At 62.0% G+C, this 22,839-nt stretch carries 26 protein-coding genes; 8 read left to right on the top strand and 18 right to left on the bottom strand.

Annotation, left to right across the window (positions count from 1 at the left end; genetic code table 11):
- Window positions 1-230 precede the first annotated feature (230 nt).
- The 7 genes from ACFFJK_RS01540 to ACFFJK_RS01510 form a co-directional block, all read right to left on the bottom strand.
- Window positions 231-1,037 (bottom strand): trypsin-like serine protease, encoded by an 807-nt coding sequence (locus tag ACFFJK_RS01540; protein WP_379677315.1) that lies wholly within the window; start codon window positions 1,035-1,037, stop codon window positions 231-233.
- Window positions 1,038-1,212: 175 nt separating this feature from the next.
- Complete coding sequence (locus tag ACFFJK_RS01535) at window positions 1,213-1,857, bottom strand: hypothetical protein (protein WP_379677314.1); 645 nt, start codon at window positions 1,855-1,857, stop codon at window positions 1,213-1,215.
- Entirely contained in the window at window positions 1,854-2,786 is a 933-nt protein-coding gene (locus tag ACFFJK_RS01530; RefSeq protein ID WP_379677313.1) for an MlaD family protein, read from the bottom strand. Before ACFFJK_RS01530 ends, ACFFJK_RS01535 begins: the two co-directional genes overlap by 4 nt.
- Before the next feature lie 10 nt (window positions 2,787-2,796).
- Window positions 2,797-3,603, bottom strand: coding sequence for an MlaE family ABC transporter permease (locus tag ACFFJK_RS01525; protein ID WP_379677312.1), 807 nt, complete (start codon window positions 3,601-3,603; stop codon window positions 2,797-2,799).
- A 92-nt stretch (window positions 3,604-3,695) separates the two neighbouring features.
- Entirely contained in the window at window positions 3,696-5,948 is a 2,253-nt protein-coding gene (locus ACFFJK_RS01520; protein ID WP_379677311.1) for a RelA/SpoT family protein, read from the bottom strand.
- Between the two features lie 15 nt (window positions 5,949-5,963).
- Window positions 5,964-6,314, bottom strand: coding sequence for a RidA family protein (locus tag ACFFJK_RS01515; RefSeq protein WP_379677310.1), 351 nt, complete (start codon window positions 6,312-6,314; stop codon window positions 5,964-5,966).
- Between the two features lie 11 nt (window positions 6,315-6,325).
- Complete coding sequence (locus tag ACFFJK_RS01510) at window positions 6,326-7,228, bottom strand: alpha/beta fold hydrolase (protein WP_379677308.1); 903 nt, start codon at window positions 7,226-7,228, stop codon at window positions 6,326-6,328.
- Between the two features lie 150 nt (window positions 7,229-7,378).
- On the opposite strand from ACFFJK_RS01510, the gene ACFFJK_RS01505 reads away from it, so the two are divergent.
- Window positions 7,379-8,173: a 3-hydroxybutyrate dehydrogenase gene (locus ACFFJK_RS01505; protein WP_379677306.1), complete on the top strand. Its 795-nt coding sequence runs from the start codon at window positions 7,379-7,381 to the stop codon at window positions 8,171-8,173.
- A gap of 32 nt (window positions 8,174-8,205) precedes the next feature.
- The gene (locus ACFFJK_RS01500) at window positions 8,206-8,586 is read left to right on the top strand and encodes a hypothetical protein (RefSeq protein ID WP_379677305.1); all 381 of its coding nucleotides are present in this window, start codon (window positions 8,206-8,208) and stop codon (window positions 8,584-8,586) included.
- Between the two features lie 190 nt (window positions 8,587-8,776).
- On the opposite strand, the gene ACFFJK_RS01495 is transcribed toward ACFFJK_RS01500, so the two are convergent.
- The 4 genes from ACFFJK_RS01495 to ACFFJK_RS01480 all read right to left on the bottom strand — a co-directional run bounded on the left by ACFFJK_RS01495 (window position 8,777) and on the right by ACFFJK_RS01480 (window position 11,662).
- Window positions 8,777-9,076 (bottom strand): hypothetical protein, encoded by a 300-nt coding sequence (locus tag ACFFJK_RS01495; protein ID WP_379677304.1) that lies wholly within the window; start codon window positions 9,074-9,076, stop codon window positions 8,777-8,779.
- A gap of 33 nt (window positions 9,077-9,109) precedes the next feature.
- Window positions 9,110-9,469, bottom strand: a complete 360-nt coding sequence (locus tag ACFFJK_RS01490; protein WP_379677303.1) for a hypothetical protein — start codon at window positions 9,467-9,469, stop codon at window positions 9,110-9,112.
- A 116-nt stretch (window positions 9,470-9,585) separates the two neighbouring features.
- A complete protein-coding gene (locus ACFFJK_RS01485) occupies window positions 9,586-11,394 on the bottom strand; it encodes a sodium:solute symporter family protein (protein ID WP_379677302.1) in 1,809 nt (602 codons plus the stop codon).
- A 10-nt stretch (window positions 11,395-11,404) separates the two neighbouring features.
- Window positions 11,405-11,662 carry a DUF4212 domain-containing protein gene (locus tag ACFFJK_RS01480; protein WP_379677301.1) on the bottom strand — a complete coding sequence of 86 codons (258 nt, stop codon included), beginning with the start codon at window positions 11,660-11,662 and terminating at the stop codon, window positions 11,405-11,407.
- A 330-nt stretch (window positions 11,663-11,992) separates the two neighbouring features.
- Between ACFFJK_RS01480 and ACFFJK_RS01475 the strand changes: the two genes are divergently transcribed.
- The 5 genes from ACFFJK_RS01475 (at window position 11,993) to ACFFJK_RS01455 (ending at window position 16,781) form a co-directional block, all read left to right on the top strand.
- Window positions 11,993-13,315, top strand: coding sequence for a dicarboxylate/amino acid:cation symporter (locus ACFFJK_RS01475; protein ID WP_379677300.1), 1,323 nt, complete (start codon window positions 11,993-11,995; stop codon window positions 13,313-13,315).
- A 159-nt stretch (window positions 13,316-13,474) separates the two neighbouring features.
- Window positions 13,475-13,909, top strand: coding sequence for a BlaI/MecI/CopY family transcriptional regulator (locus ACFFJK_RS01470; protein ID WP_379677298.1), 435 nt, complete (start codon window positions 13,475-13,477; stop codon window positions 13,907-13,909).
- Window positions 13,906-15,180, top strand: a complete 1,275-nt coding sequence (locus tag ACFFJK_RS01465; RefSeq protein WP_379677296.1) for a TonB family protein — start codon at window positions 13,906-13,908, stop codon at window positions 15,178-15,180. The genes ACFFJK_RS01470 and ACFFJK_RS01465 overlap by 4 nt, the downstream gene beginning before the upstream one ends.
- A gap of 86 nt (window positions 15,181-15,266) precedes the next feature.
- Window positions 15,267-15,683, top strand: a complete 417-nt coding sequence (locus ACFFJK_RS01460) for an energy transducer TonB (protein ID WP_379677295.1) — start codon at window positions 15,267-15,269, stop codon at window positions 15,681-15,683.
- A gap of 45 nt (window positions 15,684-15,728) precedes the next feature.
- Window positions 15,729-16,781: a S41 family peptidase gene (locus ACFFJK_RS01455; protein ID WP_379677294.1), complete on the top strand. Its 1,053-nt coding sequence runs from the start codon at window positions 15,729-15,731 to the stop codon at window positions 16,779-16,781.
- 79 nt (window positions 16,782-16,860) lie between these two features.
- Here the strand turns inward: ACFFJK_RS01455 and ACFFJK_RS01450 are convergent, their stop codons facing one another.
- Window positions 16,861-17,511: a 3-oxoacid CoA-transferase subunit B gene (locus ACFFJK_RS01450; protein ID WP_379677293.1), complete on the bottom strand. Its 651-nt coding sequence runs from the start codon at window positions 17,509-17,511 to the stop codon at window positions 16,861-16,863.
- A gap of 20 nt (window positions 17,512-17,531) precedes the next feature.
- Window positions 17,532-18,230, bottom strand: coding sequence for a CoA transferase subunit A (locus tag ACFFJK_RS01445; RefSeq protein WP_379677292.1), 699 nt, complete (start codon window positions 18,228-18,230; stop codon window positions 17,532-17,534).
- A gap of 176 nt (window positions 18,231-18,406) precedes the next feature.
- Here ACFFJK_RS01445 and ACFFJK_RS01440 point away from each other — a divergent pair, with 176 nt between their 5' ends.
- Window positions 18,407-19,006 (top strand): LuxR C-terminal-related transcriptional regulator, encoded by a 600-nt coding sequence (locus ACFFJK_RS01440; protein WP_379677291.1) that lies wholly within the window; start codon window positions 18,407-18,409, stop codon window positions 19,004-19,006.
- Between the two features lie 27 nt (window positions 19,007-19,033).
- Here ACFFJK_RS01440 and ACFFJK_RS01435 read toward each other — a convergent pair whose 3' ends face one another.
- From ACFFJK_RS01435 to ACFFJK_RS01415, 5 genes are all read right to left on the bottom strand, one after another.
- Entirely contained in the window at window positions 19,034-19,531 is a 498-nt protein-coding gene (locus tag ACFFJK_RS01435; protein ID WP_379677290.1) for a DUF421 domain-containing protein, read from the bottom strand.
- Between the two features lie 146 nt (window positions 19,532-19,677).
- Complete coding sequence (locus ACFFJK_RS01430; protein ID WP_379677289.1) at window positions 19,678-20,283, bottom strand: 4'-phosphopantetheinyl transferase family protein; 606 nt, start codon at window positions 20,281-20,283, stop codon at window positions 19,678-19,680.
- A gap of 30 nt (window positions 20,284-20,313) precedes the next feature.
- Entirely contained in the window at window positions 20,314-20,493 is a 180-nt protein-coding gene (locus ACFFJK_RS01425; protein WP_379677288.1) for a hypothetical protein, read from the bottom strand.
- Between the two features lie 301 nt (window positions 20,494-20,794).
- Window positions 20,795-21,730, bottom strand: a complete 936-nt coding sequence (locus ACFFJK_RS01420) for a nucleotidyltransferase domain-containing protein (protein WP_379677287.1) — start codon at window positions 21,728-21,730, stop codon at window positions 20,795-20,797.
- A gap of 2 nt (window positions 21,731-21,732) precedes the next feature.
- A complete protein-coding gene (locus ACFFJK_RS01415; protein ID WP_379677286.1) occupies window positions 21,733-22,713 on the bottom strand; it encodes an HD domain-containing protein in 981 nt (326 codons plus the stop codon).
- Window positions 22,714-22,839 lie beyond the last annotated feature (126 nt).

Below are 22,839 nucleotides of genomic sequence, written 5' to 3'. Positions count from 1 at the left end.
GCGAATAGCCCATCAGGGTCCAGCACCTGGAGCAGGTGCAGCAGTACGAGACCGGATATACGTGAGCAGTCGTACCTCACGGCCTGAAGACGGATTGTTTGCAAACGAGGAGGAGTCCATATACGGTCACTCGGCGGCCAGTTCAAATGCTCCAGCGAAATCAGCGAATGAATCGCCAATCATGACTGCCCGCCATGGCCGCCCTCGCGCGGTACTGCATCGGTATCCGATCACCGCTCGGCAGACATAACACTTCGAATCCAATCTCTATAATGACTCAGGCGGACGTTACAACTGATTTGGCCATACCGCCCAGGCGTCCTGACGGTACTTTGTGGATCTGCCCATGAAGTCAGTCCAGCCAAAAGCCAATCCGCCTCGGCCTGGATAAGAATTGGCCCGCCGCTGTCACCACTTCCCGACCCGCCCTCAAGGGACAGGGCGTCCGATGGCTTGTCGAAGATATAGCATAACCAGCGGTCGTGTGCGCTTGTGATTTTGTTGTAAGCGCGGCGCAACTCAGTGCGGTGGGAGCTATTGAATTCGTATCCGGTGACGCCGTTACCCGTAGCGCCTTTTCCCAGGATCTTTATTATTTGGCCATACTCGTTGTCGTTCCTGTAGATTGCGACAGGCAGAACGTCAGTAACAGGTTGTGCTAATTTAACAAGTGCAATGTCATCCGACGACGAAAGCAGAACCCGAAAAAGCGTCCAGTCCCAGGTTGCCAGTGCCTGCTCAAGTAACTTCTGCGGCGGCTTTCTGTATCCTGGATGTATTTCGTGACGCTCAACCGCTCTCGGAATCCCGTTAATAGTTACCTGCTTGATTTCAGATTGCCATGTGATCGCATGAGCAGCGGTAATAATCCATTGCGATGCAATCAGTACCCCATGCCCCTCGCCAGGCAGATCAACCAGGGCGGGAAGTTCAGACGCCGGAACTCGATACTTGGCGTCTTCAACGTCGGCGCGAATGACGATCGCGCTCGCACTAAAGGACACAGTAAGCAATGTGAGAAACAACAGTTGGACCATATACAGTACCTTTTGGGGCATCTGGAAGTAAGCAAGTTGCTCTGTGACAGCTGCGGAGTGTCTGCCCGAATTGATTTTTAGTCAAGCTTCAGTGATGCATGATTTCGTACAGGCACGCAAATTATTGATTTACGCGGGCTCATGCACGAAGCGCGCAGCTGCTCCAAACCTGAGCCTAGCCCTGCCCCGACGCCAGCGCCATCCGGCGCCGGATGCGCTGGGCTTCCTGCGCATCCCCCGCCGCCTCGGCACGCTGCGCCTGCACGCCCAGCCAGGCCAGCAACGGACGGCGCCAGCCCTGGTGCGAGGCGGTGTCGATGGCCTGCGCGATGCCGTCCGGCGTGATGCGCCCTGCCCTGAACGCGGCGCCGGCCGCGACCAGCCGCGCCAGCGGATCGGCCACCGCGGCGACCTGTCCGCCGGCGAGCACGGGACGGTGCTGCTCGGGCAGCAGCGCCGCATCGAGCCCCTGCCAGCGGCCGTACAGGTAGTCGGCGTAGGCGCGCTGCGCCGGCGTGGCTTCCCCGGCGAGTGCCGCGTAGCCGGGGCAGTCGTCGAAATCGAGGCTCGCGACCCGGGCGGCGCAGCGCACCAGTTCGACCTGGGCCACGTAGTCGGCCCGGCCGGTGGCGGTGGTGGCCGTGCGCGCGCTGCGGAACTCGGCAGCGGCGGCCGCCGTGTGGCCCTTCAGGTAGTCGTCCGTCGAGGCGTCGAGCGCCCCCTTGGCGTCCGCCTGCCAGTCGGGCGGCAAGGGCTTGCTGGCGCAGGCGGCCAGCAACGCGCCAGCGGACAGCGCAACGAGGAAGGCAGGGATTTTCATGGCAGCTTGATCTCCTGGTTGCTGCGGGCGAAGGGCCACTTGCGGTTGATCTCGTCGACCAGGCGGTTCACCTTGCGCAGGCTGGCGTCGACTTCGCCGCGCAGCGCGCCCAGGTCCTGCGTCGCCTCGCGCGCGTTGGCGCCGACGGCCTGGGCCTCGACCAGCACCGCGTCCATCTTCTTCAGGGTCGTGCTGGCGTCCTGCAGCACCACGTGCAGCTGGCGGATGGCGGCCTGGGTGTCGTCCATCACGCCATCCTTGCCGTACACGCGCTGCTCGGTCTTGCCCAGCAGCGAGTTGATGCGGTCCAGCGCCTCGCGCAGCTTGCGCGCCTCCGCGTCGCCGCCCATCACGCCGCCCAGCACGCCGCCGGGACCGGACATGCGCCCGGTGAGGGTGTTGATGTTGGCCAGGCTGGCATTGATGTCCGAGCCGGCCGCGGTCATGCTTTCGAGGTTCTCGAGCAGCGCGCGCGCGGTGGCGACCATGCGCGGGATCTCGGCGGAGACGTCGCCGCGCAGCACCGAACGGACGGCGTCCGGCGGCAGCGGCGGGTCGTTCAGCAGGCCGGTGAAGGCGCGCAGGCGGGTCTCGCCGACGATGCTCGACTCCAGCGTAAACACGCTCGAGGTGCGCAGCCACTTGGCGTCCTTGCTCTGCACGTCCACCAGGATGCGGACCTTGCCGTCCGGCGCCAGCTCGACCTGGCTCACGCGCCCGATCGGAAAGCCGGCGAAGCTCATGTCCATGCCGGGGATGACGCCGGACGAGTCGTCGGTCTCGAGGATCAGCCGCTGGGTGGGCTCGAACACGCCGCGCGCATGCATCACATACCCGAGGAAGGCGGCGACCAGGATGCCGACCGCCGCCAGCAGGATCATGGCCTTGAGTTCGACGTGTTTCGGTTCGTCCGGCAGGGGTTCGGTCATTGGCTTGCCTTCAAATATATTTAAGTGCCAGCGATGCCGCCTCGATCACCAGCAGCACGAACAGCAGGCGCATGGCGCCCGGCTGCACGGTGGAGTTGATCCGGCGCGGATAGCGCTGCAGTTCGAGGATGGCGGCGGTCGGGATCAGGGCCACGGCCAGGCCGAAGAACACGGTCTTGAGCACGAAGCCGATGGTTACCGTCGGGGTGAACACGCGGCCGACGGTGCGCGTGTAATCCTCGACGCCCCACGGCAGCAGGCCGTACACGTTCAGGTAGGCCAGCACCAGCACGATGGTGATGGTGACCATGGCCAGGCTCAGGACGGCCACGGAATTGGCCAGCAGCTGCGGCACCATGTCGCGCCGCATGCGCCGCAGCGCCTCGTCGTTGGCCGCCTGCGGCGACATGCCGGCGCGCGCCAGCCCCAGCGCCGAGGCGTCGAAAGCCATGCTGGCGCGCAGGGCCACGAACATGGCGGCGGAAAGCGGAATCAGCTCCAGCACCAGCACCCGCACCACCATCTCCAGCGCGAAGTTCGACAGGCCGTAGCTCTTGGCCGTGACCAGCACGATGCGGATGATGACCAGGCTGATCAGGGCCGAGGCCAGCGCGAACCAGGGCAGCACCTGCCAGGTGCTGGCGTAGATGTAGCGGGCGGCGGCCAGGCGGTTCTCGCGGTTGTAGGTCGAGGGCGAGAGCGCCATCACGATGGCGATGGCGCCCAGGTGGACCATGTACCACCAGCTGCGCAGGTAGCGCGCGAAGGCAAGGCCCCAGAGGCGCGGGTTTGCGTAGAAGTGGATGGTTCGGCGCATGGTGTCGATATGATACGAATTTTGATGAGAGTGCCTGGTTTTTGTATCAAATTGATACTGTGCGGTATGCAGTTCCCTTGGATTCCCGCCTGTTACTGCCGCCTCACCTGCAACACTCCCTTCACCTCCGCGATCGCCGCCAGCGCCTTCTGCAGCTGCCCGGTCGATGCGATCTCCGCCGTGAACACCATGCGCGCCTGGCCCTTCGTGGTCTGGGTATTCACGCCGATCACGTTGATTTTCTCGCGCATGAACACGTCCGAGATGTCGCGCAGCAGGCCCTGGCGGTCTCCCGCGAGGATGAAGATGTCCACCGGGTAGACCGTATCCGCCTCGGCCAAGCCCCAGGCGGTCTGGATCACGCGTTCCGGCGCCTTGGCGCGCATCTCGGCGAAGTTCTTGCAGCTCAGGCGGTGGATCGACACGCCCTTGCCGCGCGTGACGAAGCCGACGATCGGGTCCGGCGGCGCCGGCTTGCAGCACCTGGCCAGCATCGTCATCAAGCCTTCGGTGCCCACCACCAGCACGCCCGACTTGGCGCCCTGCTCCACGCTCGAGGCGCGGCTCTTGTTGACCACCGCCTCGTCGCTCGGGGGCGGCGCCTCCGCCGTGTCGTGCAGCGCCGCTTCCACATGGCGCAGGCTGAACTTCTCCTTGCCGACCTGGATGAACAGCTCGTCCACCTTGGCAAAGCCCAGCTTGTGCGCCAGCGCTTCCAGGTTGACGGCCGTCTTGCCCTCGCGCTGCAGCGATTTTTCGACCAGCGCCCGCCCCTGCGCCAGCGTCTCGGCCTGTTCCAGCGCGTGGAACCACGCGCGGATCTTGGAGCGGGTGCGGCTGCTGACCGTGTAGCCGGGGCTGAGCCAGTCGCGCGACGGGCCCTGGGTGCCGGCCGGACCCTTGGCGGTGATGATCTCGCAGGTCTGGCCGTTTCTCAACGGCGTGTTGAGCGGCACCATGACGCCGTCGATCTTGGCGCCGCGGCAGCGGTGGCCCACCTCGCTGTGCAGGTGGTAGGCGAAGTCGATCGGGGTCGCGCCCTGCGGCAGCTCGATCACGCGCGCCTGCGGCGTGAGCACGAAGATGCGGTCGTCCAGCGTGGCCGCCTTGAGCTTCTCGACCCATTCCTTCTGCAGGTCTTCCTGGCCGGCGACGGCGTCGGCCACGTCGCTCTTCCAGGCCAGCAGCTGGCGCAGCCAGGCGATCTTCTCGTCGTACTGCTCGCTCTTGAAGTTCGAGCCGCCCTCTTCCTTGTAGCGCCAGTGCGCGGCCACGCCGTACTCGGCGAAGTTGTGCATTTCCTGGGTACGGATCTGCACTTCCAGCGGCCGCCCGTCCTCGGCGGTGACCACCGTGTGCAGCGACTGGTAGCCGTTCGGCTTCGGGCGCGAGATGTAGTCGTCGAATTCCTTCGGGATCGGGGTCCAGATGTTGTGGACGATGCCCAGCACCGTGTAGCAGGTCTTCACGTCCGCGACGATCACGCGGAACGCGCGCACGTCGTACAGCTCGCTGAAGTCGAGCTCCTTGCCGCGCATCTTGTTCCAGATGCTGTAGATGTGCTTCGGCCGGCCCGACACCTCGGCCTGGACGCCCGCCGCGGCCAGCTCGCCCTGGAGCCGCTCGATCGAGGACTGCACGAAGCCTTCGCGCTGCGTGCGCTTTTCCTCGAGCATCTTGGCGATGCGCTTGTAGGCCTCCGGCTCGATGAAGCGGAAGGACAGGTCTTCCAGCTCCCACTTGAGCTGCCAGATGCCGAGGCGGTTGGCCAGCGGGGCGTAGAAGTCGAGCACCTCGCGTCCATAGGCGCGGGTGGACTCGTCGAAGCGCTTCTGCTCGGCGAAGAAGCGCAGGCAGGCGGCGCACGAGGCCAGGCGGATCAGCACCACGCGCATGTCCGAGGCCATCGCCAGCAGCATCTTGCGCAGCGTCTCGACCTGGGCGGCGGCCTGCTGGGCGGCGTTCTTGCCCGCATTTTTCCCGGCTGCGACCGGCTCCTTGCCGGCAGTGAGGTCGCGCAGCCTGACCAGCTGGTACACGCCCTGCACCAGGTCCGACACTTCCTTGCCGAAGCGTTCCTCGAGCGACCCGGCCACCTCCGGCTCCATCATCGCCAGCTCGAACAGCAGGCCGGCGATGCGGGTCTCGGCATCGGTGCTGAGGTAGGACAGCGTGCCCGCCACCCCGAGCGAAAACTCGAGCGCGTCCTGGCCGGAGGCCGTGCTGCGCTCGCCGTAGGCGCCGCTCGCATAGTCGAGCGCGGCCTGGACCCGTTCGCAGTCCTGCGCGCTCAGTCCCTGGACCAGCTGGGTGGTGGCGTCGCCCAGTAAGGCGGTCGATACCATTAAGCCGTCGCCGCCTTAACGCAGTGCGGCGGTGATGCAGACCTCCACCAGGCAGGCGGGGTTGGCCAGCTTGGCCTCGACGGTGGCGCGCGGCGGGGTGTGGCCCTGGGCGACCCACTCGTCCCACACCGCGTTCATGCCGGCGAAATGCGCCATGTCGGCGATGAAGATCTGGCACATCAGGATGCAGGTCTTGTCGCTGCCGGCTTCGCCCAGCAGGCGGTCGACGTGGCCCAGCACCTCGCGCATCTGGCCCTCGATGCCCTGGCTGGTGTCTTCGGCGATCTGGCCGGCCAGGTACACGGTGCCGTTGTGGATGGCGGTTTCGGACAGGCGCTTGCCTACGTGGAGTCGTTTGATTTCCATAGCTGCTTTCTTCAAAAACGTGGCTCGGGGCCCTGGGACCCTTCGCCGACTAAAAATTCTCGTGCAATCGCAATCTGGTCCGGCTGCACGAAGGTGGGCGCGTGGCCCACGCCGGCGATCTCGACCAGGCGCGGCTTCGGGCCGCGCATGCACATTTCCCGCGCCGTCTCGCGCGACAGCAGGTCGGACAGTTCGCCGCGCACCAGGAGGGTCGGGCAGCGGATCGCGTCCCAGGCCGCCCACAGCCCGGCCTCGTCGTGCGCCGCCTTGTCGGCCGTGATGGCGCGAAACGGCTGGGCCAGGCCCAGGTCGTAGTGGCGCACCCACTGGCCGTCCGCGTCGCGGCGCAGCACGTCGCTCGCCAGCTTGTGCCACTGCTCGTCGGTATGCGGCCCGAAGGACATCGATACCGCCTTCACGTAGGCTGCCCCGCTGTCGAAATCCGGGAAGCGGATGTCCTGCCCGATGTACTCGCCGATGCGCGCAATCGCGCCCCCGTCGAGCACCGGGCCGATGTCGTTGACGGCCAGCTTGCGCACCGGGCTGTCTTCCAGCGCGGCCAGCATGATGCCGATCAGGCCGCCCATCGAGGTGCCGAACCAGTGCACGCCCTCGTCGTCCGATGTCACGCGGGCGACCAGCGTGACCATGTCGGCGACGTACTGCGGCACCGTGTAGTACTGCGGGTCGCGCAGGCGGCCCGAGCGGCCGCGGCCGACCACGTCCGGGCACACCACCCGGTACGTATCGCACAGCGCGCGCGCCAGGTGGTCGAAGTCGTCGCCCACGCGCGTGACGCCGTGCACGCAGACCAGCACCTTCGGATTCGACGGGTCGCCCCACTCCTTGTACGCCATGCGGTGCAGGCCGTCGGGCGAGCTGCACTGCACGCTTTTTAATCTGGCTTCGGTCATCCCGCTCTCCATCATGGCAATATTGCTGGTCTTTCCATCGCCACGCACCACGCAGCTCACCACGCATCTCACCATTTTACAGGGCGTTGCGATTAGAATTCTACCAATTCTGAGGAAGCAACCCGTTCACCCCCAAAACTAGAGGACGCAATGAATTCCAGTATGCTCAGTGGTAAAACCGCACTCGTCACCGGCTCGACGTCCGGCATCGGCCTCGGCATCGCCCGCTCGCTCGCGGAACAGGGCGCCAACATCGTGTTCAACGGCTTCGGCGACGCCCAGCAGATCGAAAAGCTCTACACCGACATCGGCACCGAATTCGGCGTCCAGACCGCCTACCACAACGCCGACATGTCCAAGCCGGACGAGATCGAAGCCATGATGCGTTTTGCGGCCGAGAAGTTCGGCGGCGTCGACATCCTGGTCAACAATGCCGGCATCCAGCACGTCGCGACCGTGGACGCGTTCCCGGTCGAGAAGTGGGACGCGATCATTGCCATCAACCTGAGCTCGGCCTTCCACACCACCCGCCTGGCGCTGCCGGGCATGAAGCAGAAGAACTGGGGGCGCATCATCAACCTGGCCTCGGTGCATGGCCTGGTCGGATCGGCGGGCAAGTCGGCCTACGTCGCGGCCAAGCACGGCCTGGTGGGCCTGACCAAGGTGACGGCGCTCGAGAACGCCCAGACCGGCATCACCTGCAACGCGATCTGCCCGGGCTGGGTCCTGACGCCGCTGGTCCAGAAGCAGGTGGACGACCGCGCCGCCCGAGACGGCCTGTCCAACGACGCGGCGCGCAAGGCGCTGCTGCTCGAAAAGCAGCCTTCGGGCGAATTCGTCACCCCGGACGAACTGGGCGCGCTGGCCGTGTTCTTCTGCAGCCCGGCCGGCGACCAGGTGCGCGGCGTGGCCTGGAACATGGACGGCGGCTGGGCCGCGCAGTAAGGCCGCAGTAAGGCCATAGCCGCGACGACGCCATGACGCTACGCCTCGACGAACCCGAACTGCGGGACGCCTGCCTCGACCTGGCCCGGGTGGTGCTTGCCGCCGGCCAGCCCCAGGTCTCGAACGACATCCTCGAGACGCTGGCAGACCGGTTCTACCGGGAAGTCGTCGATTTCGCGCCCGGCATCGCCCGCGCCGGGCGCGATCCGAACCTGCTGACGCGTGCGGTGTACTACCTGATCGACGCGCATGCCCTGCCCCTCATGGGCACCGACATGGAATGGTTCCGCCAGACGCTGGTCTGCCTGGTCGAGCTGGCGGTGCCGGGGATCGCGCTCTCCGATAAAGGGGGCGCATTCCTGCGCGACGTGCAGCTCGGGGTCGAGCAGTCGCTGGGGGATCTGGAGGGCTGAGCCGCGCCGCGTTATCAGCCGGCGTGCCGCCTTAGCGGCTGGCGCGCACGCGTTGCTGGACGGCCCGCTCCGGGAAGAAGAATGTGCAGGCCACCAAGGCGACGCAGCCCAGAACCAGTGCGATGCATAGCCGAAGCACGGTAGACGCCTGCGTGAAACACAAGCCATACCCCGGCGCACAGGAAGCCTGCTAGAATGCCTCATGCACGGTCCCCTCGCCCATGTAAAAAAGGCCCAGCACGACGGCCATGATCATGGCTGCTGCGCTTGCCGACACTAGGTGCAGCGCGCCACGCCGCCCAAGCACCAGCCATCCGGAAGCAATGAACAAGGTAGCGCTGCAGAGACCGAGAACCAAGGCTGCATTGAGGCGAAGCCCGTCAACAAGCAGCTCGTAAGCCTGCACCGTCAGGACTGCGCCTGACAACGCGCCCAGGCCGGCAAGGACGGCGAGAACGGTTCTGGCGAACCGAAGCGTGGACATGCCCATCGAACTACGCCTCTTGGTAACGCTCGCTGGCACTTACACGCCACGATTCTGCGTGGTATTTCGGTGATGCGCGTGATGTCGCAAGATAAAGTCCAGGGTCAACTTGCACCACACCGTGATACCTGCCATCGCAGTCCAGTGGGCATAGGCGATTTGTCCGAACAGGACCGACAGGATCACGAACAATGCGGCACACCCTGCGGTTCCATTAATCAGCAAGGCATATGGCGCAAATCTGGCAGGGTTGGCAGGCGGCACCCCTCGGCGCAAGGCAACGCCGGACATGTCCTTCAGCACTGCGATACGCCAGGCATGACGGAGCCAGAAAAAAGCCATTGGGAACAACGACAGGAATAAAATCCACGTCAAAATCAGGTCTACCCAGGCAAACATATCCCCTCTGCTTTCAAAATCTCATAGCGAGAAAACAACATGTGGAACCAGGCACCGGGGCCTGGCTCCACCCGGTTCAGAGACCCGGGAAAGGATCCCTACCGTCCGTCCCGATGTCAGCTATGATCGCCGGTCGGCGCGCCAGCGCCCTTGGGAATGCGGATACCCTCGACCAGGTGCTGGATCTCCAGCGGCGCTTCCTTGGAAAGCTTGCTGACCACATACGCCACAGCAAAATTCACCAGCGCTCCCACCGTGCCGAAACCTTCCGGTGAAATGCCGAAGAAGCCATTCGTACCGCCGACCAGCTCGACATATTCCGTTCCTTTCACAAAGAAGATGCCTTTGTGAGCGAAAACGTAGAACAGGACGACGAAGAGGCCAGCGAGCATGCCGGCGATGGCGCCGGTATTGTTCATTTTCTTGTTGAAAATGCCCATCATGAGCGCCGGGAAAATGGTACTGGCCGCAATACCGAATGCCAGTGCTACCGTACCGGCTGCGAAACCGGGTGGATTCAGGCCCAGGTAACCGGCCAGCACGATGGCGAAGGCCATTGCAATTTTCCCCGCCAATAACTCATTTTTTTCGCTGATATTCGGTGCGAACACACCCTTGATCAGGTCGTGCGAAATGGAGGACGAAATTGCCAGCAACAGGCCTGCAGCGGTAGACAGCGCCGCGGCCAGGCCGCCGGCTGCAACCAGTGCGATCACCCAGTTGGGCAGCAGCGCGATTTCAGGGTTGGCCAAGACGATGATGTCGGGGTTGACGGTCAGCTCGTTGCCTTTCCAGCCTGCTTCGTTTGCCTTTGCCAGGACCGCTTCGTCCTTGGTCGCGTCGTTGTAGTACTGGATGCGGCCGTCGCCATTCTTGTCTTCGAACTTCAGCAGGCCGGTCACCTCCCAGCGCTTCATCCAGTCGGGGCGTCCTTCGGCCAGGATACTTGCTTCCGGCGCATACAGGTCGCCACCGCTGGCAACGGCGCTATTGACAGTCTGGTGCAGGTTGTATTTGGCCATGCCGCCGACGGCTGGAGCGGTCGTGTACAGGATGGCGATGAACACCAGGGCCCATCCGGCCGAGCTGCGGGCGTCGGCGACCTTCGGGACAGTGAAGAAGCGGACGATGACGTGCGGGAGTCCTGCCGTACCGATCATGAGGGAGACGGTAAAGAAGAACATGTTCAGCATGCTGCCGGCCGAGGTGGTCGTGTATTCGCTGAAGCCGAGGTCCGTCACGACCTGGTCCAGCCTGGACAGGAGCGACACCTCGGTACCGGACAAATCGCCGCCAAGGCCAAGTTGCGGCAGGGGGTTGCCGGTCAAATTCAGGGAAATGAAGATCGCCGGGATCGTGTAGGCGAAGATCAGCACCACATACTGGGCGATCTGCGTATAGGTGATTCCCTTCATGCCGCCAAACACGGCGTACATGAACACGATGGCCATGCCGATATAAATGCCCATTTCGGACGAGACCCCCAGGAAACGCGAGAACGCGATCCCGACACCGGTCATCTGGCCGATGACGTAGGTGATGGAAGCGGTCAAGAGGCAGATGACGGCAACGGTACGGGCGCCGTTCGAATAGAACCGGTCACCGATGAATTGTGGCACGGTAAACTTGCCGAATTTCCGCAGGTACGGCGCCAACAACATCGCTAGAAGGACATATCCCCCGGTCCAGCCCATCAGGAACACCGCCCCGCCATATCCCATGTTCGAGATCAGGCCGGCCATCGAAATGAACGATGCCGCGGACATCCAGTCGGCGGCGGTTGCCATGCCGTTAGTAACCGGGTGCACGCCGCTGCCGGCGACGTAGAAATCGCTCGTGCTGCCTGCGCGTGCCCAGACAGCGATACCGATGTACAGGGCAAAACTCGCACCTACGAAGAGGTAAATCGTTGTTTGCAGATCCACACTGTTCTCCTTAGTCTTCCTGGACGCCGTATTCACGGTCGATTTGGCCCATCTTCTTCGCGTAGTAGAAAATCAGTGCGATAAAGATGTAGATCGACCCTTGCTGGGCGAACCAGAAGCCCACGGGATATCCACCTAGGTAAAACTGGTTGAGAAACGGAGCGAACAAGATTCCGGCGCCGTATGAGCACAGGAACCAGATGGTTAAGATGATACCTAGCAACTTGAGCGTCGCTTTCCAGTATCCATTGCTGTCATGGCTTTGCATGGATGTCTCCTTGTTTATTGTCGAGAGGATTCCGCAACATGATTTCTTAACGAATCTTCAACGCGGCCTGCTGTCCATATTACATGTTTTACTTACAGCATCCTTGCATCTGCGAACTTTCTTGCAAGCTAAGTGATGAAATGAGCGAGGTCTGTAGGGCGGTCGGCGCTGCCGCCCCCCTACGGGAGTGTGGCGGGGTTCCGGAAATATCACGCCATAAGGATGCGGCATAACGGAAACAAGATATAAGGCCTGCGGATATCCACAATAGATGGCGCGAAGGGAATCCGAGAAGATGGCATCTCACACACTTCTCTTATAAGAGTTGCCATGAAAAAGCCTTTTTATAAAATTTTGTATGTCCAGGTGCTGTTCGCCATCGTCTTCGGCGTGCTGCTCGGGGTGTTCTACCCTGAACTGGGCACCAAGATGAAGCCTTTGGGAGACGGCTTCATCAAACTGATCAAGATGATCATCGCCCCGGTGATCTTCTGTACCGTCGTCGCCGGTATCGCCGGCATGCAGGACATGAAGAAGATCGGCCGCGTCGGCGGCAAGGCCCTGCTGTATTTCGAGGTGGTCTCGACCATCGCGCTGGCCATCGGCCTCGTGGTCGCCAACATGCTCAAGCCGGGCGCCGGCTTCAACGTCGATGCCACCCAGCTCGATGCCTCGTCGATCGCCCAGTACACGTCCAAGGCCGAGAACCAGAGCACCGTCGACTTCGTGATGAACATCATCCCGACCACCTTCGTGGATGCGTTCGCCAAGGGCGACATCCTGCAGGTGCTCCTGATCGCGATGCTGTTCGGCTTCTCGCTGTCGCTGATGGGCGAACGCGGCCGTCCGGTGACGAAGATGATCGAGGACTTCTCGCATGCCATCTTCGGCGTCGTCAACATCATCATGAAGGTCGCCCCGATCGGCGCCTTCGGCGCGATGGCCTTCACCATCGGCAAATACGGCCTGGAATCGCTGCTGCCGCTGGCCAAGCTCATGGGCTCGTTCTACCTGACCTGCTTCCTGTTCGTGGTCGTGATCCTGGGCGGCATTGCCAAGTACACCGGCTTCTCGATCTTCCGCTTCATCAAGTACATCAAGGAAGAACTGCTGATCGTGCTCGGCACCAGCTCGTCGGAAAGCGCCCTGCCGGCCCTGATGCGCAAGCTGGAACGCCTCGGCTGCTCCAAGCCGGTGGTCGGCCTGGTGGTCCCGACCGGTTACTCGTTCAACCTGGACGGCACCAACATCTACATGACGATGGCGGCCCTGTTCGTTGCCCAGGCGACCAACACCGAGCTGACCCTGATGCAGGAACTGACCATCCTGGCGGTGGCGATGCTGACCTCGAAGGGTGCATCGGGCATCACCGGCGCCGGCTTCATCACCCTGGCCGCAACCCTGGCGGTGGTCCCGACCATCCCGGTGGCAGGCATGGCGCTGATCCTCGGCATCGACCGCTTCATGAGCGAAGCCCGCGCCCTGACCAACTTCGTCGGCAACGGTGTCGCCACCGTGGTGGTGTCGAAGTGGGAGAAGGAACTGGACACGCAGCGCATGGACGATGTCCTGAGCGGCCGCGTGCCGGTCGAAAGCGGCATGGACTCGACCCCGGACCTGCAGCCGGTGCCGCAGGCGGCCAAGGCAGCGTAACCGCATACGCCGCAAGCACGCCACGCAAGACCGCGCCTCCGGGCGCGGTTTTTTTTCGTCCCTACCCTGCCCGCATAAAACACGCATGGCACAGGAAATCAATAGACATGCGTGTCTAGACAGACTATTCTAGTCCTCGATTACCCAATGAGGACGCGCATGCCACGCAAACCCGATACCCCCAAGCCGACCCCGGCCGAACTCGAACTGCTGCAGGTCCTGTGGCCGATGGCCTCCGGCACCGCCAAGCAGGTGCACCAGGAAATGCAGAAGACCAAGCCGGACGTGACCTATGCCACCGTGCTGCGCCTGATGCAGATCATGCACGGCAAGGGCCTCCTGGTGCGCGACGAGAGCGAACGCTCGCATGTCTATGCCCCGGCCCACGCCCAGGACTCGGTCGAGACCAATCTGCTGAAGGACCTGATGCAGCGCGCCTTCGCCGGATCGGCCAAGGCCCTGGTGCTGGCCGCGCTCAAGAGCGGCATCTCCAGGAAGGAACGCGAGGAGATCGAACAGCTGCTGCGTGAAGACAAGGGGCAGGACGACACCGGCGCCAGGCCGGAGGGAGTCCAGCCGGAGAAGCGGCGATGAGCCCCGCCGACATCGTCGCCAGCATCGGCTGGACCCTGGTCCACTTCCTGTGGCAGGGTGCGCCGATCGGCTGCGCGACCGCCTTCCTGCTCACGCTCCTGCGCAACGCGCGTCCGCAATCGCGCTACCTCGTCGCCTGCACCGGCCTGCTCCTGTGCCTGGCCTGGCCCGCGCTCGAACTGGGCCTGCGGCTGCACGGCGGCGCCGGCAGCAGGGGCGACGCGGCGGTGCTGTTCGCGGCCGGCCTGATGGCCGGCTCGCCGCTCGACGCCGGCTGGAGCGTGCTGCTCGCCGACCACCTGGCGTGGATCGTCGGCACCTGGTTCGTGTGCGCGCTGGCCCTGGCGGCGCGCATGGTCCTGGGCATGCTCTGGATCGACCGCGCCGTGAAGCATGAACGCCAGGACCCGGCCTGGCAGGCGCGCATCGAACGCCTTGCCGCGCAGTTCGGCGTGGACCGATCGGTGCGCCTGCGCGTGCTCGAGCACCTGGCCAGCCCGATCACGGCCGGCTGGTGGCGCCCGGCGGTGCTGGTACCCGCCGCGCTCGTCACCGGCATGCCGGCGCACCTGCTCGACGCGCTGCTGGCCCACGAGATGGCCCACATCAAGCGTCACGACTACCTGGTGAACCTGTGCCAGAACGTGGTCGAGACCCTGCTCTTCTACCATCCGGCGGTCTGGTGGATTTCTACCCGCATCCGGGTGGAACGGGAACAGATCGCCGACGATTTCGCAGCAAGGAGTCTGGGCGAACCGCGGCGCCTGGCCCTGGCCCTTTCCGAGCTGGAGAAACTCCAGTTCTCAACCCACCACCTGGCCCAGGCGGCCAACGGAGGAGATCTCATGTCACGCATCAAACGCTTGATTCGCCCTGATTCCGAATCCCTGAGACAGGCATTGAACTGGAAGGCGGCCATTCCCGTACTGGGGCTGGCGGCCATGAGCGCCGCGGTGTTCGCTCATGCGGGGCCGGCCGCAAAATTGGCGGCGCCCGAAAAACCCGCGATCGCCAATTTCGAGACCTGCGAGAGACCGCACTATCCAGCCGAATCGATCAAGCAGCACCATACCGGCACCGTCACCCTCGGCTTCCTGGTCGCGAAGAACGGCACGGTGAAGGGATCGAAAGTCACGAAATCGTCCGGCCACGTGGCGCTCGACGAGGCGGCGCATACAGCGCTGACGAAGTGCAGGTTCAAGCCGGCCACCACCAAGGGCAAGCCGGTCGAGGCCTGGGCCGCCGTCCAGTACGTCTGGACACTGGAGTAAGTTCGCAGCTGCCGTGCTACGCTCGGCAGTCGGGCAGGGACGCCTGCCCGCTTCGTCGCCGCGCCAACAAGAACAAAGGAGATTGCATGTCCCGTTTTAACGCTTCCATTCTTCCTGCGCCCAGGGCGGCGTTCTGGAAACCGCTCATCCTTGCGCTTGGCCTGGGCACGATGGGCGCCATCGGCCCGGTTCAGGCGGCGCCCGCAGAAACTGCCGCGCCAGCCCCGCCAAACACCCGCGCAGGCATCGACACCAACAAGTGCGCGAGACCCGAGTATCCCAGCGAGGAAGCGGCACAACAGCACCGCGGCACGGTGCAATGGCGTTTCCTGATCGGTGCGGACGGCTGGGTCGTCGACGCCAAGCTCGACAAGTCGAGCGGCTACCCCGCCCTTGACGAAGCGGCCCGTTCGGCGCTGGTGAAATGCAGGTTCAAGCCTCCCCTCACGCGCGACGGCAAGCCTGCCCGTGCCTGGGTGCCGGTCCAGTACGTCTGGAACTGAGCACGCCGCGACAAGGAACTTCCCCTTTCCCCGACACGTACGACGATGAAACTTCCCTCGACCCTCCTGTTTTTACCTGCAATCCTTGCGACCCTGGCCTTCGATGCGGCTGCCGCCGACAAGACGCGGCTCGACGACGCGACCCGCAAGCAGGTCCTGTCCGAGCTCGGCGCCAGGATCAGCGAGGTGTATGTCTTCCCGGACAAGGCGAAACTGGTCGTCGATCGCCTGCAGGAACAGGAACAACGCGGGGCCTACCGCGCGGCCAGGAACCTCGACCAATTCGCAAGCATGCTCACCAAGGACCTGCGGCACCCGACGCGGGACAAGCATCTCGGCGTCTGGTACAGCGCGCAGCCCGTCCCGGACCTCGCCAACGGCCCTGCGCAGACGCCGGACATGGACCGCAAGCTCGCGGATTATCTCAAGGCCAGGAACTACGGCATCCGCAAGGTCGAGACCCTGCCCGGGAACATCGGCTACATCGACCTGCGGAGTTTCCCTTCCGCCCGGTTCGCCAAACCCGCGCTCGGTGCGGCCATGACCCTGGTCGCCGACACCGATGCGCTCATCGTCGACTTGCGCCATAACGGCGGCGGCGATCCCCACGCGGTTGCCTACATGTCGAGCTACCTGTTCGACCGGCGCACCCACCTGAACGACATGCACTGGCGCGAAGGCGCGCGCACGGAATCGTTCTGGACCGAAGAGGACGTGCCGGGGAAGAAGTTCGGCGGCGCGAAGAAGGTGTATGTCCTCACCAGCAAGGACACCTTCTCGGGCGCCGAGGAATTCAGCTACAACCTGCAGCAGCTGCGGCGCGGCGTCATCGTCGGCGAGACCACCGGCGGCGGCGCCCATCCCGGAAGGACGCACCGGATCCATCCCCACATGCAGGTATTCATCCCGGGCGGCCAGGCCATCAACCCGGTCAGCAAGACCAACTGGGAAGGCACCGGCGTCGTGCCGGACGTGCGGGTGAAAGCGGCCGACGCGCTCAAGACCGCCGAGCGCCTTGCCCTCACGGAGTTGCTGAAGTCGCCGAACGACGACGAGCATGCGGCGTCGCTGCGCAAGCGTCTGGATGCCCTGAAATAAACAAGCCCGCAGGGCATCCTGCGGGCTTTCATCCACACCAGCACACCGCAAGGCCGGAACGCCGCCCCCGCGGTATTGTTTATACCGCCGAGACGTCCAGCTCGCAGCCGGTCGCCGACAGCACCTGCTCCGTGGTCACGCCCGGCGCCAGTTCCACCAGCTTGAGGCCGGTATCGGTGACGTCGATGACGCCCAGGTCGGTGATGATGCGGTCCACCACGCCCACGCCGGTCAGCGGCAGGTCGCATTTTTTCAGGATCTTGTGGCTGGTGCTGCCGTCCTTGGCGGTGGCGACGTGTTCCATCACCACGACCACGCGCTTGACGCCGGCGACGAGATCCATCGCCCCGCCCATGCCCTTGACCATCTTGCCCGGGATCATCCAGTTGGCCAGGTCGCCCTGCTGCGACACCTGCATCGCACCCAGGATCGCCAGGTTGATCTTGCCGCCGCGGATCATGCCGAAGGAATCGGCCGAGCTGAAGTAGGCGGCGCCCGGCAGGGCCGTCACGGTCTGCTTGCCGGCGTTGATCAGGTCGGCGTCCACCTCTTCCTCGGTCGGGAACGGGCCGATGCCCAACAGGCCGTTTTCCGACTGCAGGAACACTTCCATATCGTTGGGAACGTAGTTCGCCACCAGGGTCGGCAGGCCGATGCCCAGGTTCACATAGAAACCGTCCTGCAGTTCCTTCGCCGCGCGCGCGGCCATTTCATCACGAGTCCATGCCATGTTCTGTCTCCGAGGGGTGCTTAGTTCGCGCGCACGGTGCGCTGTTCGATGCGCTTTTCCGGCGTCGGGTTGTGGACGATGCGGTGCACGAAGATGCTCGGGGTGTGCACCTGGTCCGGATCGATCTCGCCGATCTCGACCAGCTCTTCGACTTCGACGATGCAGATCTTGCCTGCGGTAGCGACGTTCGGGTTGAAGTTGCGCGCGGTCTTGCGGTACAACAGGTTGCCTGCCTTGTCCGCCTTCCAGGCCTTGACCAGGGAGACGTCCGGCAGCAGCGAACGCTCCATGACATAGTGCTCGCCGTCGAATTCGCGGGTTTCCTTGCCTTCTGCGACGATGGTGCCGTAGCCGGTCTTGGTGAAGAAGGCCGGGATGCCGGCGCCACCGGCGCGCAGCTTTTCGGCCAGCGTGCCCTGCGGGGTGAATTCGAGTTCGAGCTCGCCGGCCAGGAACTGGCGCGCGAATTCCTTGTTTTCGCCGACGTAGGACGCGATCATTTTCTTGATCTGGCGCGTCTCCAGCAGCTGGCCCAGGCCGAAGCCGTCCACGCCGGCGTTGTTCGAAATGGCGGTGAGGTTCTTCACGCCGGAGTCCCGCAGCGCCGCGATCAGCGCTTCCGGAATGCCGCACAGGCCGAAACCGCCCACGGCGATGGTCTGGCCATCTGCAACGATGCCGGCCAGCGCCGACTTCGCATCAGGATACACTTTGTTCATACCCGTCCCTTTTATAGGTTAAGCCAACAAGCCTTTTTACTTCTGGAACCCGGCGACCTGCGCAGGCGGCGTGGCAGCCTGCGGCGGTGCGCCGATCTTTCCTCCAAGAGTCGATTCTCAGCATAAAATACGCTGTACCGAATAACAATACCGTAGAAATACGGGCCGGCCCCGCCATGAACCGAGCAGTCGATCCACCTCAAGTGAACCCAGCCGAACCGCCGCCCGGCGCCGCCATCGATTACGAAATGATATTCCAGCATGCGCCGGTGGGCATGTGCGTCTCGGCCAACCGCGTGATCCAGTCCTGCAATGGGGCGCTGGCGGCGATGTTCGGTTATGCGCCGGGCCAGTTGAACGGGCAGTCGTTCAGCGTGCTGTACCCGACGATGGACGAATTCCTGCGCACGGGCGATCGCATCGTGCCGATCATGAACGCCAAGGGGCGCTACTCGGACGAGCGCATCATGCGCCGCGCCGACGGCGAGCTGTTCTGGTGCCACGTCACCGGGCGCGCGCTCGACCCGGGCCAGCCGCTGGGCGCCGGCGTCTGGACCTTCGAGGACGTGAGCGAAAAGCGGCCGGTGTCGGCCGAACTGACGCCGCGCGAGCGCGAGATCGCCGCGCTGCTGGTGGAGGGAAAGACCAGCAAGGTCATCGCCCGCGAAACCGACCTGAGCCCGCGCACGGTGGAGATGCACCGGGCCAGCCTGATGCGCAAGTTCGCGGCGTCGACCTCGTCGGAGCTGGTGCACAAGCTGGTCGGGGGGCGCTGACCTTCCCGTGCCGCGATGCCGGCAGCGCTATCGGCGACGCACTACCGTGATCGCCCCCTCGGCTTCGATATAGGCAATCTTTACCTCTTCCAGGTTGGTAATCTCCTGCTGCCGAAGAGAACTCATCAGCTCTTCTTCGGTCAGGAATTCGCGCCGCATGTTCCGCCTCAGTAGCTTTCCGTCGCGAACCACCGGAATGGGCGGCGCCGACACCAGCCGTTCGATGAAACGAAAACGGTAACTCGCGGCGTTCAAGACGTAATCCCATATCACCAGCACCCCGATCAGGAGCAGCCCTTCGGTCACTGATTTGTACTCGCCAAAGGCGTTCGACGCCGCGCCGGCGATCAGGAGCAGGAAAATCAGGTCGATGGTTGCCAGTTCTCCCCCGGTGCGTCGCGGCATCACACGCATCAGCACCAGGATGACCACGTACAGCACTGTGGCGCGCGCGCCCAGCTCGGCGAGTGGGGTATTGACTGCGAACAAGGCAGCCCAGTCGGGCTGAGCGAATTTGGTGATCAACGTGTTCCTCCTGCAGCTACGGCCCGCCTTGAAAAGGCGCGTTCATGGACCGTATTTAAACAGGAGCTTGCGTACCGGGGCGCAACGCTCATCCGCCGGCGGCAGGAGCAAGGAGGCCTGCGACATGCCGACGGCAGCGCCTGGCGCTATTGGCAAGCCAGATCGACGAGGATCGGAACCGGCGCGGCGGCAAGCGCTCGCGCGCAGCACAGCGCACCGGCAAAGCCGGCATGCATAAAGACGTACCCAATAGCGCTGCCCGTCCCGAGCTTGATGCCTGCCTCATGCAGGCACCACATCCGGTAGAACGTCTCGACACGCTCCTCTTCCAGGCAGGCGCTTAGCCGCGTGACAGCGTCGGGAGTAAATGCTTGTCCCGCCAGCGCGAGCACGTCGCGGGCCGGATCGATTCGCTCGATATCCACTCCCACGGCGGTGGCGGTACTGGCGGCACAGGCGACCAGCGAGCCGCTATGCGAGATACTGAAGCTCACATCGGTACGGAAAGGATGCACGAGCACCGGGGCTTGTCCGGGCCGCTCCTGCAAGAGAACGCCGCCGGGCTCTACGCCAAGCAGCTGGCCAAGTACACGGCGCAACAGGGCTCTACCGGCAACGAACTGGCGTTGCCGCTCGGGCCTGATGAATCGCACATGGCGCTGCCGCTCGGATTCGCCCAGCCAGTCGGCATAGGCCGCCAGCCGGACGACCGGGAGGGCCGTGATGTCTGCCATCCACACGAGCGTGTCCATTCCTGCTGCCGCCGCATCCATCCCGCAGGCTTACTGCTTGATCCTGACGAATTCTCCCTTGAGTGCGACACCGGTCATCATCGCGCCGTCGTGGCATTCGAACTCGGTCGCGCTCGAGTTTTCCACGTTCTTGTAGTTGCTGACGATGTTGACGACGGCATTTGCCCCCAACTGCTTGAGGAAGCTGCAGTAGGCACGGGCGATGACCAACCTTCACCGGCGCTGGTCGGGTCAGGGACGCTCCGGCGTGTTCCAGCCAAGCGAGGTACGGTGCCCGCCCAGCCACTGGCCCTTGGGCATATCCAACTCAACAAGGATACGAATGACAACCACCTGGCATCTGCTGGGTGGACTCAGGCGAACTTGAGCTGCCCACCCTGATGAACACCAGGATCAACGCACGCGTGAACAAACTGAGCCGGCGAACTATTGAGCGCATAGCATCAAGCAGATACAAAAGTTCGCGGCAGCGTCCGCGTCGGAGCTAATGGCGCCCTATACTCTAGGAGCCTTAAAAAACGAGGGCCTTATGGATTGGATGCTGCGGACCATATGTCCCGTCTAAAATTTTAGACAGTTCAGCAGTAAATAAGCGACCTTTCGACTGCAAATCTTTAAAATCTTCAGTATGCGTCTGCCTGTCCTGCCCGACAGTATTCAGTTCCGTACGCGTTGCACCCGACGAAATTTTTTGCAAGAAGTTGTCGTACAAGCGCAGAGCCTCATCAGCACTAGTACCGCAAATGGTGCGGACCCGTTCGATTGGCGTCAAGTCAAACAGCTCAATTAATCGCTCGACCTTTGCCAAAGGGCTTAATCCCACCGTTTGCGCAATCGCAACAATGCCACTGAAATAAAGAAATTGCCTCGAGTATCTTAATTTAATATACCTAAGACCCCACTCCTTGTTTTTCTCTACCGTCTTAAACTCAAAGTCGACGCAAATCGTTCGATAATAACGGATTACATCATTCAAGAGGAAACGCGTTAAGTGGTGTGGCTCGACGTGTTCCGAAACGTACCGACTTAAAACAGCCCGCCGATAGCGCTTGAAAGTATCTGGTGAGGTCAACCAAGAGCCTTCAAGCAAGAATAATATCCGCCGAGTGATCTTCGCATTATCATCATTATTACCCCCAATATCGGTAATCAACGCTTGACGCGTTTCACAGGCTGCAGAACCAAAGGCTCCATCGGCAGAAGGCGCTTTTCCGACGATTGCGGCAATCTCTATTTCTTTCGAACGTAGAAAATCTTTCGCACGCTCTACGCTAGCTTCATCGTCCCCAAAGAAGAAATAGTCAATATCTGATTCATCAGACGCTTCTCCCCGAGCTAGCGACCCCCCAACAACAATTGTGAACGTTGTGTCATCGTTTTTTAGTACCCGCCGCAGCTCCTCAACTTTTTTCACAGAATTTTGTTTGGCTGTTTCAATATAAGGCATAATTAAATTAGTAGAAGAGTGGAATTTCTAAATGATTCTAACTTCTTGGGCGGGTGTAGCAAAACTGATTTTTTAGATTTCACGACCTTGTATCTAGCTGAAAGTGTGTCATAGCAAGACACTTCTTGTCGCTCATCAACTTCAAAATGTCGCACCTTAATACTAACTTCAACCGGATCAACTTTACTCACAGTTTCTGCCACGTACTTACACATGAAATGTTTCTCTGTAAGATAAAAATCATCAGGCGCCAGTCTCTTATTACCTCCAACACGATCACGGGCCCAATAATCTGCGGCCACTCCATCTTTACTGTAAATCATCAGCCAGTAAAATGAATGCTTTTCAGCCCAAAATCTATCAACAATTGAACCGGTCTTGAAGTCGCATTCGATAAATGCATCTAACACCGACAACGGATGAAAGAACTGTTTTCTTACGTAACTACCGCCCCGCCAAATTGCCTCGACAGTATCAACGTTGATAGGAGAAGAAAAGATACGCCCCGTTTTTGTGCGATCAGCACCAGACATTAAATTGATGAGTTCGTCTGCGTCAATAGCGTACTTTGAGAGTGTTGAATGCAATCCTTTACCAAGTCCTACTTCGCCTCTTAAAATTTTTTCTGTCGCAACATGGTGATCTAAACCAAATCGTTCCGCAAAAAGAGGTTCTATAGAATGAGACAAAGGCGCGTGTCCAATATCATGCAAAAGGGCAGCAACTACTACTGCAATCCGATCTCGCTCACTAAACCCCATCTTTTGGGCATAATATTGCGCCAACAATGCCACACCAATACTATGATCAAACCGGTTATTACGTCGCTTCGAATATTCTGGCGTCCTTTCTACTGCCCCGAGAAATGATATTCCTTTTAGCCTCTGAAAAGCAGCAGTTTCGCAAATGGACGGCACAATACTGTCCACGAACAAGCGAAATATGTCCTCATGGGTATACTTAAATTTTAAATAATCTTCCATTGCTGTTCTATAATTTCTGACGCAAAATTGGCAAAGATGCAATCTCTACCAAAGTTCGTTCATAATTTTGCAAGCATACACTACATGTTCACCACACTCAAAAAACGCTTGTTGCACGAGAGTTCT

This window comes from Massilia consociata (assembly GCF_042432755.1).
Lineage (GTDB): Bacteria > Pseudomonadota > Gammaproteobacteria > Burkholderiales > Burkholderiaceae_D > Telluria > Telluria consociata.
Note: the sequence above shows the minus strand (reverse complement) of the source record. Positions and strands in the feature narration are given on the sequence as shown.

Coding starts and splice junctions, on each gene's coding strand:
- ACFFJK_RS01495 (WP_379677304.1), bottom strand. CDS start 9,076: ATGGGCATGTCCACGCTTCGGTTCGCCAGAACCGTTCTCGCCGTCCTT.
- ACFFJK_RS01535 (WP_379677314.1), bottom strand. CDS start 1,857: ATGAAAATCCCTGCCTTCCTCGTTGCGCTGTCCGCTGGCGCGTTGCTG.
- ACFFJK_RS01520 (WP_379677311.1), bottom strand. CDS start 5,948: ATGGTATCGACCGCCTTACTGGGCGACGCCACCACCCAGCTGGTCCAG.
- ACFFJK_RS01455 (WP_379677294.1), top strand. CDS start 15,729: ATGAAACTTCCCTCGACCCTCCTGTTTTTACCTGCAATCCTTGCGACC.
- ACFFJK_RS01430 (WP_379677289.1), bottom strand. CDS start 20,283: ATGGACACGCTCGTGTGGATGGCAGACATCACGGCCCTCCCGGTCGTC.
- ACFFJK_RS01540 (WP_379677315.1), bottom strand. CDS start 1,037: ATGGTCCAACTGTTGTTTCTCACATTGCTTACTGTGTCCTTTAGTGCG.
- ACFFJK_RS01460 (WP_379677295.1), top strand. CDS start 15,267: ATGTCCCGTTTTAACGCTTCCATTCTTCCTGCGCCCAGGGCGGCGTTC.
- ACFFJK_RS01525 (WP_379677312.1), bottom strand. CDS start 3,603: ATGCGCCGAACCATCCACTTCTACGCAAACCCGCGCCTCTGGGGCCTT.
- ACFFJK_RS01510 (WP_379677308.1), bottom strand. CDS start 7,228: ATGACCGAAGCCAGATTAAAAAGCGTGCAGTGCAGCTCGCCCGACGGC.
- ACFFJK_RS01440 (WP_379677291.1), top strand. CDS start 18,407: ATGAACCGAGCAGTCGATCCACCTCAAGTGAACCCAGCCGAACCGCCG.
- ACFFJK_RS01500 (WP_379677305.1), top strand. CDS start 8,206: ATGACGCTACGCCTCGACGAACCCGAACTGCGGGACGCCTGCCTCGAC.
- ACFFJK_RS01415 (WP_379677286.1), bottom strand. CDS start 22,713: ATGGAAGATTATTTAAAATTTAAGTATACCCATGAGGACATATTTCGC.
- ACFFJK_RS01490 (WP_379677303.1), bottom strand. CDS start 9,469: ATGTTTGCCTGGGTAGACCTGATTTTGACGTGGATTTTATTCCTGTCG.
- ACFFJK_RS01450 (WP_379677293.1), bottom strand. CDS start 17,511: ATGGCATGGACTCGTGATGAAATGGCCGCGCGCGCGGCGAAGGAACTG.
- ACFFJK_RS01515 (WP_379677310.1), bottom strand. CDS start 6,314: ATGGAAATCAAACGACTCCACGTAGGCAAGCGCCTGTCCGAAACCGCC.
- ACFFJK_RS01505 (WP_379677306.1), top strand. CDS start 7,379: ATGAATTCCAGTATGCTCAGTGGTAAAACCGCACTCGTCACCGGCTCG.
- ACFFJK_RS01465 (WP_379677296.1), top strand. CDS start 13,906: ATGAGCCCCGCCGACATCGTCGCCAGCATCGGCTGGACCCTGGTCCAC.
- ACFFJK_RS01420 (WP_379677287.1), bottom strand. CDS start 21,730: ATGCCTTATATTGAAACAGCCAAACAAAATTCTGTGAAAAAAGTTGAG.
- ACFFJK_RS01470 (WP_379677298.1), top strand. CDS start 13,475: ATGCCACGCAAACCCGATACCCCCAAGCCGACCCCGGCCGAACTCGAA.
- ACFFJK_RS01480 (WP_379677301.1), bottom strand. CDS start 11,662: ATGCAAAGCCATGACAGCAATGGATACTGGAAAGCGACGCTCAAGTTG.
- ACFFJK_RS01475 (WP_379677300.1), top strand. CDS start 11,993: ATGAAAAAGCCTTTTTATAAAATTTTGTATGTCCAGGTGCTGTTCGCC.
- ACFFJK_RS01445 (WP_379677292.1), bottom strand. CDS start 18,230: ATGAACAAAGTGTATCCTGATGCGAAGTCGGCGCTGGCCGGCATCGTT.
- ACFFJK_RS01530 (WP_379677313.1), bottom strand. CDS start 2,786: ATGACCGAACCCCTGCCGGACGAACCGAAACACGTCGAACTCAAGGCC.